Below are 15,620 nucleotides of genomic sequence, written 5' to 3'. Positions count from 1 at the left end.
GCAATATGCCGGCTCAATCGAACCGCAACGCCATCAGCGCTTCATCGAGATAGGCGCCCTCCGCCGTCTTCACCGACGCCGGCTCGACGCCATAGATCGCAAATCCCCAACGCTCGTAGAAGCGCCGCGCTCTTTCATTGTCGCGCATCACGGTCAGCGTGACGATCTCATAGGTTCCGCGCGCATGTTCCATCAGCGCGGCCATGAGCGCGTCGGCGCCGCCTGCGCCTCTGTGGCGCGCGCGCAGATACATGCCCCAGAGCAGCGCCTTGTGCTTCGTCTTGACGCCGGCGAAGCCCGCGAGCCCGGCGACGCCCTCGAGGCTTTCGCCCTCGAAAGCGCCGACGGCGAAATCGCGCGCCAGCCGCGCCGCGACCTCCGCGAGCGTAAGATGCGCCTCATCCTCGGGCGCGAAGCGAAACTCCCGCTCGTGCAGGCGAAATCCCTCCTGTCGCAGAGCGTGGAACTCGGCGGCGTCGGCGGTCGTGAGTCGTCGGATCGTCAGCGCCATGGTCGCGGTCGCATCCTCCTTCGTCGTATCTCGCGTAGCAAGGCGCGCGCCGATGTGCGAATTGAAGCCGCTTCCTGCGCTTCGGCTTTCTTTCGTTGGAGCGAATTCTGATCGATCGAACGATTCCGTTCGATCGGAATGCGCGCTAGACTTTCCGTGTTCCAACGCCGAACCGGCGTCCACTTCGGCTGGAAACGCTCGTAAAGGGGAGGGTCGGCCGGCGATAGCCGCACGGGGTGGGGTTTCGCGGCGAAGACCAGCGATCTGCCGACGGAACCGAAGCGTTTCCAAAGAGCGAGCCCGAAAGCTCGCTCTTTTTCGTCCGTCAATCGCCTTTGCCGGCGAGGCGCGGCGTCATGATCTTGCTCACGAGACAGTGCGTGCCGTCGGTCGGATCCTCGGTGCGGCGCGGGCGCTTGGCCTTGCATTCCGCCTTGTCGGCCGGATTCGTCACGCCATAGAAGGCGTTGATGATCGCCTGCTCCTGCTCGTGATCGAAAGCGTGGGTCTGGCCGAACATCACATATTGGAAGACCAGCGGCTGCGTCTTCGGCACGAAGGCGATGAAATCGGCGGCTTCCTTCAGCGTGCCCGCCGCGCAGCCGCGATAGGCCGCAGGACGCTGATATTTGAGGCCCGCGGGCGTCGATCTGCCGGACAGCGCATATGTGTAGCAGGCGCGCGGCTTGGACATTTGGCAATAATAATGGATCGTTATATCCGACCAGTCGGTCGGCGCGTAATTGGTCTTGAGACAGTCGGCCGTATATTGATAGCCCTGGTCCGTATGCTTGGGCTCGCCGGCGCGGCGGCTGCCGTAGATGTCGGCGCTCTGATTCATCGCCGCGAGGATCGCCGCGCCCGGCAGCGAGAGGCCGGCCGCCGCGGCGTTGGGCTGATAATTGCTGTAGGCCCGCGCCGGATCATTCTTGGCGGAAACGAGCTTGTCGATCTCCTCCTGCGTCGGAACGGCGATCCAATCGGCGACGGGCTTCGATGCGGAGACGCCGATCCCGAGCTTCTCCAGCGTCGCCGGATCGAGCGCGCCGCTCTGCGGCAGGCCGGACTTCTGCTGAAAGGCGGCGATCGCGGCGGTGGTCTTGGTCCCGACGACGCCGTCCAGCGTTCCCGGATCGAAGCCCTGGGCGGCGAGTTTCGACTGCGCCGCCTGGGCGACGGGATTATAGGGGCCGGCGAGGCTCGCAGAGCCGATGGACGAAGTCAGGACGATCCCGAGCGCCGCGAAGGCGGCGCGCATACCGATGCGCATTTACAAACTCCCTTCGAGAAAATCTCATGTCGAAACAGCGACGGCGAAGAGTCTTATCATTCACCGCCGCGCCGCCAAGGTTTTTTCCTGTCGCCTTTTTTCTCGCGGCTGCCTCCGCCCGCTTGTCCCGGCTCGCCTCTGTCAGGCGAGTAGGTCGGCGCGCGGCGCTTGAATCCAGGGCCCGTCATTGGAGGCCTTGTTGACGTCCGGGCCGATCTCGAAAAATTCGAGCGCGTCTTCCGGCGCCGGGACCAGCAGGCGCCAGGCCGCCTCGGCCGCATATTCGTCGAGGCCGAGCCAGAGATCGAAGTCCTTCGGCGCGAGAATGGCCGGCATACGGTCGTGAATGGCGACTGTCGCGCCATTGGCGGAGACGGTGAGAATGCAGGCGGTGTCGAGCTCGCTGCCGTCCTTGCCGATCCATGTCTCATAGAGGCCGGCGAGCGCCAGCGGCGTTCCATCGGCGTGGCGAAAGAGATAGGGCCGGCTCGCGCGGGCGCGTCCTTTCGCTCCCTCGCGCCGCCATTCGTAATAGGCGTCGGCGATGAAGAGACAGCGGCGCCGTTTCATCGCGGCGCGAAAGCTGGGCTTTTCCGGCGCGCTCTCGGCGCGGGCGTTGACGATGAGCGGAAAGCTCGCCGGGTCTTTCACGAAGCCCGGCAGAAAGCCCCAGCGAACGAGCTGAAAGCGTCGCGCCTCGCCGCCGCGCAGGTCGCGCTCCTGCCGCACAATGGGGACGGGCTGCGTCGGCGCGATATTGTAGCGCGGCGGAAAATTCGGCTGATCGACATAGCCGAAGTAATCGCGCGCCGCCTGCGGCGGCAGGGTGATGGCGTATCGCCCGCACATGACGTCCTCGCGCTCCCTTGTTGTGCGGCGCCGCGAAACTGCGGAAATCGCGCGCATTCTCCCTATCGCGTCGGCGATCTGGAAAGAGATTCTTATCAATTCGGGCTCATATTGAGCGCCAACATATCGGGATTTCCTATGACGGCTGACGCGCAATTCGCGACGCTCGATCAAGTCGACGGCTCTCGGGCGCCGAATCACTTTTCCGCCACCAAGCCGCTGATCAGCCCGGTCTCCGGGCTGGCCAACGACTATCTCAACCTGTTCAACGAGCTGGTCATGATGCTCGAGCAGCTTCCGCACATGCCCGAGCTCATCGACGATCTGCTGGCCTGGCGGCCGGTGACTTACAAGGAATATTTCGAGCGCTCGCAGCTGCCCGGCCGTCATTCGGCGCTCGCAGCCTATGAGAAAGTGAGCCCGGACTTCAAGCGTCGCTTCGAAGCCTATGTCGCCGAGCTCGACACGATCGCCGTCGCCAGCGTCGCCGCCGTGCGCCTGCAATATCGCTCCGGCGCGCCGCAGAATTTGGATCGGCTGGCCGGAACCTGCGCCCGCGCCGGCGAGAAGATGCGCGCCATATTGTTCAAGGCGTCGCGTCTCGTGAACTACGCCAGATTGTCGGACGACTGAGCCTGTCGCTCGGTCGCGTGCTTTCTTCACGCGAGCCGGGCCCCGCTTCGCTCGAAAGCGCTCTATAGCTCGCCGTCCTTCACGCCGGCGAAAAAGGCCTCGAGCCGGGCGCGGGTTTCCCGCGTCGTCAACGCCGCCGCGAACAGAGCGGCCTCCTCCTCTATGCGGGCGGCGATCGTCGCCGCATCGCCGCGCAGCAGCCGCCTCGTCGCGGCGAGCGCCGCGCGCGGCTTGGCGGCGAGCCGGCGGGCGGCGTCGAGCGCCATCTCCTCCACCTCGTCGAAGCCGGCGACCGCATTGACGACGCCGAGACGCAGCGCCTCGCTCGCTCCGAAGCTCTCGCACAGCAGCATGAATTCCGTGGCCTTGACGTGGCCGATGCGCTGCGGGACCAGCAGGGTCGACGCCGCTTCCGGGATCACGCCGAGATCGACGAAAGGCATTTTGAAGCGCGCGCCATGCGAGGCGTAGACGAGATCGCAATGGAACAGCATGGTGACGCCGACGCCGACCGCGTCGCCGACCACTGCGGCGACGATGGGCGTCTGCAACGCCGCGAGCGCGCGGACGAAACGCAGCGCCGAGAATTCCTGCACATTGTCCAGCGGGCGCCGGAAATCCTCGAGATCATTGCCGGCGGTGAAATCATCGCCCGCGCTCGACAGCACGATGGCGCGAATCTCCTCATCCGCATCGGCCTTGGCGAAGGCCGCGATCATCGCCTCGTACATGGGCCGGCTGAGCGCGTTGCGCTTGGCCGGCCGGTCGATGACGATCCGCATCAGCGGGCCGTCCCGGCTCACGATCAGCTCGCGGTTCTGCATGAACGTCTCTCTCGTCTCAATCGCCGCCGGACGACAGCAGCGCCAGCCCGGCGCCGACGGAGTCGCCGCCGTCGATGATGGCGCGCTCCAGCCCCTCCGCCGCCACGGCGAGATTATCGGCGAAGAAGCGCGCCGTGACGATCCGGTTCTGCGCTGCGGTGTCGCCGGCGCGCCGCGCGGCGAGCGCTCCGGCCCCGAGCAGGGTGACGCCGCGCGCGAGCGCGAAGAGCCGCAGATAGGGGGTCGCTCCGGCGAGCGTCTCCGGCCCGCGCGGATCGGGCGTCGCCGACAGAAAGTCGGTCGCCCGCTCGAAAGCGTCGACCGCCGCCGCGGCGCGCCGGGACATTGCGACGAAGAGCGCGTCATTGCTCGCCGCCATCGCGTCTATGTCGTCGCGCATATCGTCGATCTCCCGCCAGACGGCGGCGCCTTTGGAGAGGCGCAGCTTGCGGGTGACGAGATCGATCGCCTGAATCCCGTTGGTCCCCTCATAGATAGGCGTGATGCGCGCGTCGCGCAGCAATTGCGCGGCGCCGGTCTCCTCTATGAAGCCCATGCCGCCGTGGATCTGAATGCCGAGCGAGGCGACCTCGCAGCCTATGTCGGTGGAATAGGCCTTGGCGAGCGGCGTCAGCAGGCCGGCGCGCTCCTGCGCCGCCTGCGCCTGCGCCCCTTCGAGCCGCCGGGCGCGATCCAGCGAGGCGGCCGTGAGATAGCAGATCCCCCGCGCCGCGGCGGTCTGCGCCTTCATCGTCAGCAGCATTCGGACGACGTCCGGATGCTCGACGATGGGCGCCGGATCACCGGAGGGGCCGCGGCCCTGGCGGCGCTCGCGCGCATAGGCCAGCGCCGTCTGCGTCGCCCGCTCGGCGAGGCCGACGCCCTGCAGGCCGACCGAGAGCCGCGCATTGTTCATCATGGCGAACATGCAGGCGAGGCCCTCATTCTCGCGGCCGACGAGAAAAGCGATCGCGCCGCCAGTGTCGCCATAGGACATCGTGCAGGTCGGCGAGCCGTGAATGCCGAGCTTGCGCTCGATCCCGACGCAGCGGACATCGTTGCGCGCGCCGGGACGCCCATCCGGCCCCGGCAGGAATTTGGGCGCTAAAAACAAGGAAATTCCGCGCGTGCCGGCGGGCGCGTCGGGCAGCCGCGCCAGAACCAGATGAATGATGTTCTCGGACAGGTCGTGCTCGCCATAGGTGATGAAAATCTTCTGGCCGAACAGACGATAGGAGCCATCCCCGGCGCGCTCGGCGCGCGTGCGCAAATGGGCGAGATCGGAGCCCGCCTGGGGCTCGGTGAGATTCATCGTCGCCGGCCATTCGCCCGAGATCATCTTCGGCAGATAGGCGGATTTCAGCGCCTCGCTCGCATGAATCTCCATCGCCTCTATCGCGCCCTGGCCGAGCAGCGGGCAGAGCGCGAAGGAAATATTGGCGGCGTTCCAAATCTCCGTGCAGGCGGCGGCGAGCAGCAGCGGCAGCCCCATGCCGCCATGACCGGGCGGCGCGGAAAGCGCGTTCCAGCCGCCTTCCACCCAGAGCGAATAGGCCTCGCGCCAGCCGGGCGCGGTCGTCACCGTTCCGACCGAAAAGTTCACCCCGTCGCGGTCGCCGACGTGATCGAGCGGCGCCAGCGCATTCTCGGCGAATTTGGCGGCCTCCTCGAGCGTCGCCGCGGCGGTCGCCGCGTCGAGATCGGCATAGAGCCCGCCGGGCGCGAAGGCGGCCTCGCCCGCCGCCCGCCGCATGGCGAAGAGCAGATCGTCGATTGGCGCGCGATACGGCATGGGCGGGCTCCCAAAGAGAATCGTTCCGTCATTCTAGCGCCGCCGCCGCGCTATTCCACCAAGGCGCGCGATTTCGAAAATCCCATGTCGGAGGAGCTTCGGCGCGCTGCGCGGGCGTGCTGAAAACTCTTGTTCGCCACGCCGAACCGGCGTCTACTCGTTATGTGAGCTGCAGGCTCGCTCGAGCGCGGAGAAGCGTCTTGACTCATGTTCGAATTCTCGCCGCCGTCGCATCGGCGCTGATCGCGACCGCCGCGCAGGCCGGCTCCGCTCCGAAGGCGAAAGCGCCCGCACGGCCCGCGGAAGACGGCTATTACGTCCCTCATGTCACGGGTCCCGGCGGCGAGAAGCGCCCTGTGATGGAAATTCCCGGCAGCGTCACCGTCGTGTCGCGCAAATTCATGGACGATATTCAGGCGACGACGATCGGCGAGGCGCTGCGCTTCGTCCCCGGCGTTCAGTCGATGGGGCGCTGAGCGGCGGCCGCGCCTCGGCATGGTGAACGAAGGCTTTACGGCGCACATCGATTTGCGCGCGCTTCCCGGCGCTCGGGTTAAAACAATCGCGGTAGGACTGGCTCACGAGAACATCGTGATCGAGGACAATACCGTGTCATTGGCGCTTTCCAGCATCTCCTCCTACAGCCTGCCGACCGTGCCCACCGTGCCGAGCGTCGAGCGCCGGCCGTCGACCCCCGATGTCGCGGCGGTCGACGCGCAGCGCGCGCAGAATTCGTCGCGCGCCGACGCCGAGGCCGGCTCCGACCCTTATGCGCAGATCGACGCTCTGCTCGCGAGCTTGCGCGATCTCACGCTCGGCGGCGCGAAGCTCGACAGCGCCTCGACGACCTCTCAGGCCAATGCGGCCTACGCAGCCTATTCGAATTGACCTTCACGCGCGCGCGGCCTTCGCCTTCAGCTCATAGAGCGCGGCGAGCGCCTCGCGCGGCGTCAGCGCATCGGGATCGATCGCCGCCAGCGTCTCGCGCAGCGCGTCCTTCGGCGGAGCCGCCTGCGCCGCGCGCGCGAAGAGCGGCAGATCGTCGATGAGCTTTTCGACCGGCGCGCGCCGATCGGCCGCCTCCAGCTCGGCGAGAATGGCGTGCGCGCGCGCCACCACGCTCGCCGGAAGCCCGGCCAGCTCGGCGACATGCACGCCGTAAGAACGATCGGCCGCGCCTTTCGCCACTTCGTGCAGGAAGACCACCTCGCCGGCGTGATCTTTCACCTTCATGGTGAGATTGACGAGCCGCCCCATGCGCTTCGTCAATTGCGTCAGCTCGTGGAAATGCGTCGCGAACAGCGCGCGCGCGCGATTGATCTCGTGCAGATGCTCGATCGTCGCCCAGGCGATGGAGAGGCCGTCGAATGTCGCCGTCCCGCGGCCGATCTCGTCGAGAATGACCAGCGAGCGCGGGCCGGCGCAATTCAATATGGCCGCCGTCTCCACCATCTCCACCATGAAGGTGGAGCGCCCGCGCGCGAGATCATCCGCCGCGCCGACGCGCGAGAACAAGCGATCGACCGCGCCGAGCCGCGCGCTCTTGGCCGGCACGAAGGAGCCCGCCTGCGCGAGAATGGCGATCAGCGCGTTTTGGCGCAGATAGGTGGATTTGCCGGCCATGTTCGGCCCGGTGACGACGGCGATTTTTCCGGCGCGCGCGTCGCCGAGATCGCAATCATTGGCGGCGAAGATTTTTCCCTGCGCTTCCAGCGAGGCTTCGACGACGGGATGACGCCCGCCGATAATCTCGAAATCGAGCGAAGAATCGACATGCGGGCGCGTCCAATCGCGTTTTGTCGCCAGCTCGCCGAGCGCCGCGAAGACGTCGAGCGCGGCGAAGCCCTGCGCGAGACGTTGCAGCTCTTGCGCGCGTGCGAGAACCGCGCCCGCGAGTTCCTCGAACAGCGCCAGCTCGCGCTCTTGCGCGCGATCGGCGGCGGAGGCGATCTTCGCCTCCAGCTCGGCGAGCTCGCGCGTCGAGAAGCGCATGGCGTCCTGCATCGTCTGGCGATGGGTGAACACCGCGTCGAAAGGCGGACGCAGCAGCCTCTCGCCCTGCGCCTGCGGAACCTCGATGAAGAAGCCGAGAAAGTTGTTGTGCTTGATCTTGAGCTGCTTGGTCTCGGCCAGCTCGACATAGCGCTGCTGCAGGCTCGCGATGACGCGGCGGCTCTCGTCGCGCAGCGCGCGCGCTTCGTCCAGCTCGGCGTCGAAGCCCTGCGCGATGAAGTTTCCCGCGCGCTTGTCGAGCGGCGGATCGTCGGCGAGGCGCGTCGCAATGGCGCGCTCCAATTCGCCGTCCGAGACGGCCAGCTCGGCGATCTCCTGCGCGACCAGCGACGCCGCTTCCTGCGCGGAAAAGAGCGCGACGATCTCGCGCGCGGCGGCGAGCGCCGCGCGAATATTGCCGAGATCGCGCGGGCCGCCGCGCTGCAAGGACAGACGCGAGAGCGCCCGCGCCACATCCGGCGCGCGGGCGAGAATGGCGCGCAGCCGCGCGCGCAGCTCCGGCGCGGTGACAAAGAAGGAGACGGCGTCGAGCCGCTGCGCGATCAGTTCCGGCTCGGTGGAGGGCGCGGCGATGCGCTCGGCGAGCAGGCGCGCGCCGGCGGGCGTCGCGGTCATGTCGATCGTCGCCAGCAGCGAGCCGTCGCGCTCGCCCTTCAGCGTGCGCGTCAGCTCGAGATTGACGCGCGTCGCCGCGTCTATCTCCAGAGTCGCGCTGCGGCGCAGGCTCGAGGGACGGCGTAATGCGGGGCGCTTTCCCTTTTGCGTGCGCTCGACATAGAGAATGGCCGCGGCCGCCGCCGCGATCTCCGCCTCACCGAGCGCGCCGAAACCCTCTAACGTCGCGACGCCGAAGAAATCGAGCAATCGCCGCGTGGCGCTCTCGCCGCCGACATCGCGTCCGAGCGCGGTCAGCGGCGCGTCGAGATGCGCGAGCTGCGATGTGAGCCGCGCATCGGCGCAGATCGCTTCCGCCGCGACGATCTCGCGCGGCTCCAGCCGCGCCAATTCGCCGGCCAGCTCCGCCTCGCCGACCTCCGCGACATCGAAGGCGCCGGTGGAAATATCGACGCAGGCGAGCCCATAGCGCCAGCCTCCATCGCAGGCGCGCAGCCGCGAAAGCGCCGCGAAGGCGTTGGGGCGCGCTGGATCGAGCAGTTGCTCCTCGGTGATGGTGCCGGGCGTGACGAGCCGCACGACGTCGCGTCTGACGACGGATTTATTGCCGCGCTTGCGCGCCTCGGCGGGGTCTTCCATCTGCTCGCAGACGGCGACGCGATGGCCGAGCGAGATGAGCTTTTGCAGATAATCATCGGCGCGCTCCACCGGCACGCCGCACATGGGGATATCGGCGCCCTGATGCTTGCCGCGTTTGGTGAGCATGATGCCGAGCGCGCGCGAGGCGGTCTCGGCGTCCTCGAAGAACAGCTCGTAGAAATCGCCCATGCGATAGAAGAGCAGGCAATCGGGATTGGCCGATTTGATCTCTATATATTGCGCCATCATCGGCGTCGGCCGGGCGGCCTTGTCGTCGGATCGCGGTTTCTCGTCCATGAGACGCTTCATGCTCTTTTTCGGTTCGCGTCTCACTAAGACACAAAGGGCAGGAAGTTCAAAGGGAGCGCGCGGCGCTGGGCGGGGCGTTCGGGTGAACGCCCGAGCGCCTTCGGCGTTTCCGGGCGAGAGAAAGAAGCGCGCTATCCCTGGCGCGCCAGCAGCGCTTTGATCTCTCCCACCAGCTCGCTCTCCGGCGCGGAGAATTGCGCCGGCCGGGCGGATTTCCATTCCTCATTGGTTGAGATTGCGGCGCTCGCGCGCGCGCCCTCGATCAAATCCTTGATCTGCACCTCGCCCTTGGCGCGCTCGTCCGAGCCTTGGATCACCACGGCCGGGCTGTTGCGCTTATCGGCGTATTTCATCTGCGCCTTCATGCCGGAGGAGCCGAGATAGAGCTCCGCCGAAACGCCGGCGTTGCGCAGAGCGGCGACCATGCGCTGATAATCGGCGATATGGTCGCGGTCGAGCGCCAGCACGACGACCGGGCCGAGCCGCGTCACGGCCGAGACGACCGGGCTGCCGACCAGCTTCAGCGCCGCATAGAGGCGCGAGACGCCGATGGAAAATCCGGTCGCCGGCGTGCTCTCCGAACGGAAACGGCCGATGAGCCCGTCATAGCGCCCGCCGCCGCCGACCGAGCCGAAGCGCACCGGATGGCCCTTCTCGTCCTTGGTCTCGAAAGTGAGGTCGGCCTCGAACACCGGCCCCGTGTAATATTCGAGCCCGCGCACGATGGAGGGATCGATGCGGATGCGGTCCGGGCCGAAGCCGGCGTCACGGACGAGATCCTCAATCTCGAGCAATTCCTCGGCGCCTTCCGCGCCGACGTTGCTGCGGCCGAGCAGCTCGAACAGGCCGAAGCGCGGCTCGCCGTCTTTATATTGCCCGCCGAGCGTGAAGGAGAGGATCGTCGCCACGGCGTCATCGGCGAGGCCGGCGCCTTTGGTGAAGTCGCCGCTCTCGTCCTTGCGGCCGGGGCCGAGCAGCAGGCGGACGCCCTCGGGGCCGAGGCGGTCCATCTTGTCGATGGCGCGCAGCACGGTGAGGCGGCGGCCGGCATTCTCGTCGCCCTCGAGGCCGATGGCCTTCATCACCCCGTCCAGCACCTTGCGGCTGTTGATCTTGATGACGTAATCGCCGCGCGGAATGCCCAGCCGCTCCAGCGTGTCGGCGGCCATCATGCAGATTTCGGCGTCGGCGGCCGGCGAGGCCGCGCCCACCGTATCGGCGTCGAATTGCATGAATTGGCGGAAGCGCCCCGGCCCCGGCTTCTCGTTTCGATAGACATTGCCGAAGCGATAGGACCGGAACGGCTTCGGAAGCCGATCGAAATTCTGCGCGACATAGCGGGCCAGCGGCGCGGTGAGGTCGTAGCGCAGCGACAGCCATTGCTCGTCGTCGTCCTGAAAGGAGAACACGCCCTCATTGGGGCGGTCCTGGTCCGGCAGGAATTTTCCCAGCGCGTCGGTATATTCGATCGCCGGGGTTTCCAGCGCCTCGAAGCCGTAGAGCTCATAGACGGAGCGGATGACGTCGATCATGCGGCCGGTCGCGGCCAGCTCGGCGGCGTCGCGGTCGGCGAGGCCGCGCGGGGAACGCGCCTCTATCTTGGATTTTTTTTCGTCTGACATTGGTTGATGCGCCTTTTCGGCGCTCTTCCTAGCATTTTTGCGCGGCGAGGAAAGCCGGGGCTTCGCCCATGGGCCAGAACAGCAGATGGCTGCGGCAATGCGGGCAGTCCGAGCTGCCGAATCCTTCGAGCGGAACCGGCAGCGCAGCGAGCGCCGCGACGAGATCGCATTCGCCCTTCGCCTCAGTGATCCAGGCGCCGAGCGATTCGCCCGCCTCGGTCAGCTGGTCGATATGCCAGCGGCGCCGCTTGCCCTGCCGCATATGCCGGCCGAGCCGGGCGCGGAGCCCGCCCGGCCCTTTGGCGGAGCCGCAATAGAGGTAGAGCCCCGGCGCGAGCGTCGCCGCGCGGCGTCCTGCGTTGGCCTCGAGCGGATGCGTCAGCCCGATGAGCAGCGCATAGGCCCCGGGCGCGGCCGGCGCCTTCGATGCGGCGCGGATGAAAGCGAGCGCGGAAAACGAATCGTCGGGAGCCGGCGGGCGCTCAGCGCGCCCCGAGCGGGCCGTCTCGAAGAAAAGCGTTTCTGACGCCATAATGCAGGCCGAGCTTTCGTCCGACGATCGAGATGCGCATTTCCGGCGGGATGACGAGATCGAGCGCGCCCTGGTCGAAGCGCGCCGGCAGGCGGGCCTCCCGGCGCAGGGCCTCGACCGCGTCGAAACCGATCGTCGCTTCCCGATAGAAGCCGTTGACATAGCGCATTCGGATTTCGCCGATCAAATCGAAGGCGCGTTTCAGCCGCTCGGGAACGCGGCTGCGATCGCCGTCATGGGCGATCAGCAGGCCCGGCCGGGCGAGGTAGAAAATCCCGAGCGCGGTCGCTTTCTCGCAGCGCGGCTGCCGCATGATCCAGAACAAGGGCGCGTCGCCGAGTTCGCGATTATGGCCGAGAATCATTCTGTGCCAGTCGTCGCTCGAGGCGAGCGGCAGCCAATCGGCGATGAATTGCGCATATTCGCCGTCGCCGGGGTCCGGGCTCGCGGCGCGCTCTTCGACCCAGCGTCGCAAAAGATCGTCGACCGCGAACATCGGCAGGACTCCCCATCGGCTCGAAACATGGACGAGCACAGGCCGCTCGTTTCGACAGGCGAGAGGGCGACGCGGCGACAGGCTCTGCGGGCGGGTTCGCGTGCGACCACGCGATGTCTCTTCCCGAGCGACGGTTTTTCGGGATAGAACGCGATAGAAAAGGGGCTCCCCGTCCCGCGCGTGCGCGAAACGGGGAGTTTGGACAACACCGTGAGAACCTGAACCGCAAAGACCGACCTCGACGGATGAGGCCCGCTCCGGAGGGAAGAGCGTCATCGAAAGGAGAACCGCCTCTACGAGCCGAGCGATGTCGCAAGTCGCAAAGTCGTCGAGGCGGGACCTTAACTGGTGCTTTGCAAGACGATTACCCGTTTGGGCGCTCTCTTTATGCCGCGGCTCGTTATGTAACGCAACTACATAAATTAGGCGGAATGCCCGATTTGGCGCGCGTCTCCTGCAAAAACAACCGGCAAACCGGGCTCGGGCGTTTCCGTCGCCGAGCCGGAGTCCGCTTCTATAATTAGCGACGATGCGAGCGACCCGACGAGAGTTTTTCCATTATGGCGCCGCGGCTCTGGCGGGCCTCGCGCAGCTTCGGCGCGCTCACGCCGCCGCGCCCGACGCCACGGACTGGCTGCGGCGACGTCTGGCGGAGACCGCCCGCGGAGGCGTGTTGCGCTTGCCGGCCGGCGTGCTGCGCATTCGCTCGCTGACGATCGACAGCGACATCGCCATTCTCGGCGCCGCCGCGGGGACGACTCTGCAGGCCAGCGGGCCGCCGGGCCCTCTGCTGCGCGCGGCCGCGTTCGGGGCGCTGACGCTCGAGAATTTGCGCTTCGAGGGCGCGGGCGGTCGTTTCGCCGATCCGAAACAAGGGCTCCTCGATCTCGCCGACATACCGAAGCTCGCGATCCATGGCTGCACGATCCGCCGCTCGGGCGGAAAGGGCGTCAATCTGCTGCGCTGCGGCGGGCGCTTCGCGCAGAACATCGTCGAGGATGTGCGCGACGCCGGCTATTTCTCGCTCGACGGGCTCGGCGTCGACATAGACAATAACAAGGTGCGCCGTTGCGGCGACAATGGCGTGCAGGTGTGGACGACCTCGGCCGGGCGCTACGAGGGCTCGCGCATCCGCAACAATGAGATCGTCGATATTCGCAATCTCTCCGGCGGCGACGGCGCCTATGGCAATGGCGTCGGCATATGGGGCTCCGGCTTCGTGCGCGTGGAAAAGAATGTCATTCGCCGCTGCGCCTATACGGCGGTGCGCAACAATGCGGGCCATGACGTCGAGGTCGTCGGCAATGATTGCTCCGGCTTCGGCGAGCGCGCCATGTATGCGGAGTTCGGCGCCAAGCGCGCGAGCTTCCGCGACAATAAGATCGACGACGCCGGCGCCGGAATAGCGCTCGCCAACGCCGAGCGCGGCACGGATATCGGCTTCGTCACCGGCAATCGGATCACCGGCCTGCACGAGACGCATCCCGATGACGAGTTCGGTCCGATTATGAGCTGGCTCACCGGCATAGAGGCGGAGAGCAATGTCGAGATCGCCGGTAATACGGTCATCGGCGGCTGGATGGGCGTGCGCTGCGGCGGCTATCGCCAGAACATACGCGTCGAGGGCAATCGCCTCGTCGACAATGATTATGGCGTGACCTTTCAGATCGGCGAGGGCGTCGGCCCGGCGGTCATTGCCCGCAATAAGATCATCGGCGCGAAAAAGGCGGCGATCGCGGCGATAGCGGGTCAGGATATTCAGCCGGGCGACGTCGCCCGGCCGGGCGCGGCGGCCAAATATCCGCGATTGACGATCGAGGGCAATGAGCTCGAAACTTAACATTGCGTCAACACTCTCTGGCGCAGAATGGCGGGCCTGACCCGGAACGCCTCCATGACGACGCTCTCCACCTATCTGCAGATCGCCAATAACCAGTCGAAATGGCAGGCGATGACCGCCAAATCGCCGGAGGTGGCGACGCAGACGAAATATTTCGAGGACCATATCGGCGAGGTGACGTCGGTCGACGAATTCATGAAGGATGCGCGGCTGTTCAATTACGCCATGACCGCCTTCGGCATCGGCGACATGACCTACGCCAAGGGCCTCATGCGCAAAGTTTTGGAGGGCGGCCTCACCGACAGTTCGTCGCTCGCCAACAGGATCAACAACGCCAATATCAAGGCCTTCGCTCAGGCTTTCGATTTCGCCGCCAATGGTGAGGAGACGACCTCGTCCTCGACGCTCGTCGACAATGTGGTGAGCCGCTACACCGAGCAGGCGCTGGAGACGAGCCAGGGCGAGCAGAATCCGGGCGTGCAGCTCGCGCTCTATTTCCAGCAGCGCGCGCCGAGCCTGACCAGCATCTATGGAATTCTCGCCGACAGCAAAATATTCACCGTCGTGCAGACCGCGCTCGGCATTTCGTCGAGCACCTCCTCGCAGTCGGTCGACACGCAATATCGCCTCTTGTCCTCGAAGGTGAAGCTGGACGATTTCAAGGATCCTACGAAGCTGCAGCATTTCATCGCGCGCTTCGCAGCTCAATACGACTACAACAACGGCGGCGACGCCAATTCGCAGAGCTCGCTGCTCTCGACGCTGTTCGACACGTCGAGCTCGGGGTCGAGCTTCGGGCTCGATTCGAGCTTGCTGCTGAGCGTGCAGGGGAAGAAATTCGGCTATTTCTGATCGTGCAGAGCCGACTGAGGCGGTTTCGGCGGCTCCGCCAGAAATTCGGCGCGACTTCGCCGCCGGACGGAAATATTTCCAACCTGCCGGACAAACGAAAGAAATCCTGATCGACGAAGCCGAAGCGGGGGCGTCGAAACGAGGATTTTTTTCAATGAAGCCTGTCATCACGGCTCTGGCTCTCGCCGCAGCTTACACCGCCGGCGCCGCGCAGGCGGCCGACCTGCCTTCGCAGAAGGCGGCGCCCATCGCGCCGCAGCTTACACTGCCGGCCTTCTCCTGGACTGGGCTCTACGCCGGTCTCGACATAGGCGGCGGCCTGCTGGCGGGGGGCGCTTCGAATGGCGGCGTCTCCGGCGGCGGCCTCGTGGGCTACAACCACCAGATCGGCCCGGCCTTCGTCGTCGGCCTCGAGACCGATTTTTCGGGAACGAGCCTTGCGGGCGGCGGCCGCGGGACGGACCCGCTGGGCCTGCGTCCGCCGGAGGGGCCGCGGTCATTGCCCTGGTTCGGGACGGTGCGCGGGCGCTTCGGCGTCACCGGCTTCGATTCGCGCGTGCTGCTCTATGGCGCCGGCGGCTTCGCTTATGGCGAGACGGGCGGGAGGATAAGCGAAGGCTGGACCGTTGGCGGCGGCGTCGAATGGGCCTTCGCGCCCAAATGGTCGGCGAAGACCGAATATTTGTATACCGATCTCGGCAAGAACGGCGGCCGCGAAGGGGGCGCGTCTCGCGGCGCGGATTTTCATACTGTCCGCGTCGGCGTGAATTATCACTTCGATCTGCCGATGCTGGCGAGCGCGCGGCGCTGATCCGCGAAGCAC

At 66.3% G+C, this 15,620-nt stretch carries 15 protein-coding genes; 6 read left to right on the top strand and 9 right to left on the bottom strand.

The features are described 5' to 3' along the window. Nucleotides 1-13: 13 nt before the first annotated feature. From C5689_RS01115 to C5689_RS01105, 3 genes are all read right to left on the bottom strand, one after another. The gene (locus C5689_RS01115) at nucleotides 14-511 is read right to left on the bottom strand and encodes a GNAT family N-acetyltransferase (RefSeq protein WP_167398670.1); all 498 of its coding nucleotides are present in this window, start codon (nucleotides 509-511) and stop codon (nucleotides 14-16) included. A gap of 325 nt (nucleotides 512-836) precedes the next feature. Further along, on the bottom strand, nucleotides 837-1,781 hold the full coding sequence (locus C5689_RS01110) for a peptidoglycan-binding domain-containing protein (RefSeq protein WP_206605348.1): 945 nt from the start codon (nucleotides 1,779-1,781) through the stop codon (nucleotides 837-839). 141 nt (nucleotides 1,782-1,922) lie between these two features. Beyond that, the gene (locus C5689_RS01105; protein WP_108915415.1) at nucleotides 1,923-2,630 is read right to left on the bottom strand and encodes an SOS response-associated peptidase; all 708 of its coding nucleotides are present in this window, start codon (nucleotides 2,628-2,630) and stop codon (nucleotides 1,923-1,925) included. 138 nt (nucleotides 2,631-2,768) lie between these two features. Between C5689_RS01105 and C5689_RS01100 the strand changes: the two genes are divergently transcribed. After that, nucleotides 2,769-3,263, top strand: coding sequence for a hypothetical protein (locus tag C5689_RS01100; RefSeq protein ID WP_108915414.1), 495 nt, complete (start codon nucleotides 2,769-2,771; stop codon nucleotides 3,261-3,263). Between the two features lie 62 nt (nucleotides 3,264-3,325). On the opposite strand, the gene C5689_RS01095 is transcribed toward C5689_RS01100, so the two are convergent. Beyond that, nucleotides 3,326-4,087, bottom strand: a complete 762-nt coding sequence (locus C5689_RS01095; RefSeq protein ID WP_167398669.1) for an enoyl-CoA hydratase-related protein — start codon at nucleotides 4,085-4,087, stop codon at nucleotides 3,326-3,328. A gap of 16 nt (nucleotides 4,088-4,103) precedes the next feature. Then, nucleotides 4,104-5,879 carry an acyl-CoA dehydrogenase family protein gene (locus tag C5689_RS01090; RefSeq protein ID WP_108915413.1) on the bottom strand — a complete coding sequence of 592 codons (1,776 nt, stop codon included), beginning with the start codon at nucleotides 5,877-5,879 and terminating at the stop codon, nucleotides 4,104-4,106. Nucleotides 5,880-6,079: 200 nt separating this feature from the next. Here C5689_RS01090 and C5689_RS01085 point away from each other — a divergent pair, with 200 nt between their 5' ends. Both C5689_RS01085 and C5689_RS01080 read left to right on the top strand, forming a co-directional pair. Further along, a complete protein-coding gene (locus C5689_RS01085; protein ID WP_108915412.1) occupies nucleotides 6,080-6,355 on the top strand; it encodes a TonB-dependent receptor plug domain-containing protein in 276 nt (91 codons plus the stop codon). A 115-nt stretch (nucleotides 6,356-6,470) separates the two neighbouring features. Beyond that, nucleotides 6,471-6,767: a hypothetical protein gene (locus C5689_RS01080; protein ID WP_146188293.1), complete on the top strand. Its 297-nt coding sequence runs from the start codon at nucleotides 6,471-6,473 to the stop codon at nucleotides 6,765-6,767. Between the two features lie 3 nt (nucleotides 6,768-6,770). Here C5689_RS01080 and mutS read toward each other — a convergent pair whose 3' ends face one another. From mutS to C5689_RS01060, 4 genes are all read right to left on the bottom strand, one after another. Then, nucleotides 6,771-9,443: a DNA mismatch repair protein MutS gene (mutS, locus tag C5689_RS01075; RefSeq protein WP_108915606.1), complete on the bottom strand. Its 2,673-nt coding sequence runs from the start codon at nucleotides 9,441-9,443 to the stop codon at nucleotides 6,771-6,773. Between the two features lie 143 nt (nucleotides 9,444-9,586). Beyond that, nucleotides 9,587-11,077: a histidine--tRNA ligase gene (gene hisS, locus C5689_RS01070; protein WP_108915410.1), complete on the bottom strand. Its 1,491-nt coding sequence runs from the start codon at nucleotides 11,075-11,077 to the stop codon at nucleotides 9,587-9,589. Nucleotides 11,078-11,105: 28 nt separating this feature from the next. Beyond that, entirely contained in the window at nucleotides 11,106-11,609 is a 504-nt protein-coding gene (locus C5689_RS01065; RefSeq protein WP_108915409.1) for a GIY-YIG nuclease family protein, read from the bottom strand. Next, nucleotides 11,560-12,105, bottom strand: a complete 546-nt coding sequence (locus C5689_RS01060) for a DUF4274 domain-containing protein (RefSeq protein WP_158271724.1) — start codon at nucleotides 12,103-12,105, stop codon at nucleotides 11,560-11,562. The genes C5689_RS01065 and C5689_RS01060 overlap by 50 nt, the downstream gene beginning before the upstream one ends. A gap of 529 nt (nucleotides 12,106-12,634) precedes the next feature. Here C5689_RS01060 and C5689_RS01055 point away from each other — a divergent pair. The 3 genes from C5689_RS01055 to C5689_RS01045 all read left to right on the top strand — a co-directional run bounded on the left by C5689_RS01055 (nucleotide 12,635) and on the right by C5689_RS01045 (nucleotide 15,608). Continuing rightward, nucleotides 12,635-13,945 (top strand): TIGR03808 family TAT-translocated repetitive protein, encoded by a 1,311-nt coding sequence (locus C5689_RS01055; RefSeq protein ID WP_108915407.1) that lies wholly within the window; start codon nucleotides 12,635-12,637, stop codon nucleotides 13,943-13,945. Between the two features lie 54 nt (nucleotides 13,946-13,999). Further along, nucleotides 14,000-14,797 carry a DUF1217 domain-containing protein gene (locus C5689_RS01050; RefSeq protein WP_108915605.1) on the top strand — a complete coding sequence of 266 codons (798 nt, stop codon included), beginning with the start codon at nucleotides 14,000-14,002 and terminating at the stop codon, nucleotides 14,795-14,797. Between the two features lie 154 nt (nucleotides 14,798-14,951). Beyond that, nucleotides 14,952-15,608: an outer membrane protein gene (locus C5689_RS01045; RefSeq protein ID WP_108915406.1), complete on the top strand. Its 657-nt coding sequence runs from the start codon at nucleotides 14,952-14,954 to the stop codon at nucleotides 15,606-15,608. Nucleotides 15,609-15,620: the final 12 nt, after the last annotated feature.

This window comes from Methylosinus sporium (assembly GCF_003113265.1).
GTDB classification, from domain to species: domain Bacteria; phylum Pseudomonadota; class Alphaproteobacteria; order Rhizobiales; family Beijerinckiaceae; genus Methylosinus; species Methylosinus sporium.
Note: the sequence above shows the minus strand (reverse complement) of the source record. Positions and strands in the feature narration are given on the sequence as shown.

Excerpts from the sequence above, each read along its gene's own strand:
- C5689_RS01100 (WP_108915414.1), top strand. The coding sequence starts at position 2,769 with ATGACGGCTGACGCGCAATTCGCGACGCTCGATCAAGTCGACGGCTCT.
- C5689_RS01095 (WP_167398669.1), bottom strand. The coding sequence starts at position 4,087 with ATGCAGAACCGCGAGCTGATCGTGAGCCGGGACGGCCCGCTGATGCGG.
- C5689_RS01055 (WP_108915407.1), top strand. The coding sequence starts at position 12,635 with ATGCGAGCGACCCGACGAGAGTTTTTCCATTATGGCGCCGCGGCTCTG.
- mutS (WP_108915606.1), bottom strand. The coding sequence starts at position 9,443 with ATGGACGAGAAACCGCGATCCGACGACAAGGCCGCCCGGCCGACGCCG.
- C5689_RS01115 (WP_167398670.1), bottom strand. The coding sequence starts at position 511 with ATGGCGCTGACGATCCGACGACTCACGACCGCCGACGCCGCCGAGTTC.
- C5689_RS01060 (WP_158271724.1), bottom strand. The coding sequence starts at position 12,105 with ATGTTCGCGGTCGACGATCTTTTGCGACGCTGGGTCGAAGAGCGCGCC.
- C5689_RS01090 (WP_108915413.1), bottom strand. The coding sequence starts at position 5,879 with ATGCCGTATCGCGCGCCAATCGACGATCTGCTCTTCGCCATGCGGCGG.
- hisS (WP_108915410.1), bottom strand. The coding sequence starts at position 11,077 with ATGTCAGACGAAAAAAAATCCAAGATAGAGGCGCGTTCCCCGCGCGGC.
- C5689_RS01050 (WP_108915605.1), top strand. The coding sequence starts at position 14,000 with ATGACGACGCTCTCCACCTATCTGCAGATCGCCAATAACCAGTCGAAA.
- C5689_RS01105 (WP_108915415.1), bottom strand. The coding sequence starts at position 2,630 with ATGTGCGGGCGATACGCCATCACCCTGCCGCCGCAGGCGGCGCGCGAT.
- C5689_RS01065 (WP_108915409.1), bottom strand. The coding sequence starts at position 11,609 with ATGGCGTCAGAAACGCTTTTCTTCGAGACGGCCCGCTCGGGGCGCGCT.
- C5689_RS01110 (WP_206605348.1), bottom strand. The coding sequence starts at position 1,781 with ATGCGCATCGGTATGCGCGCCGCCTTCGCGGCGCTCGGGATCGTCCTG.
- C5689_RS01045 (WP_108915406.1), top strand. The coding sequence starts at position 14,952 with ATGAAGCCTGTCATCACGGCTCTGGCTCTCGCCGCAGCTTACACCGCC.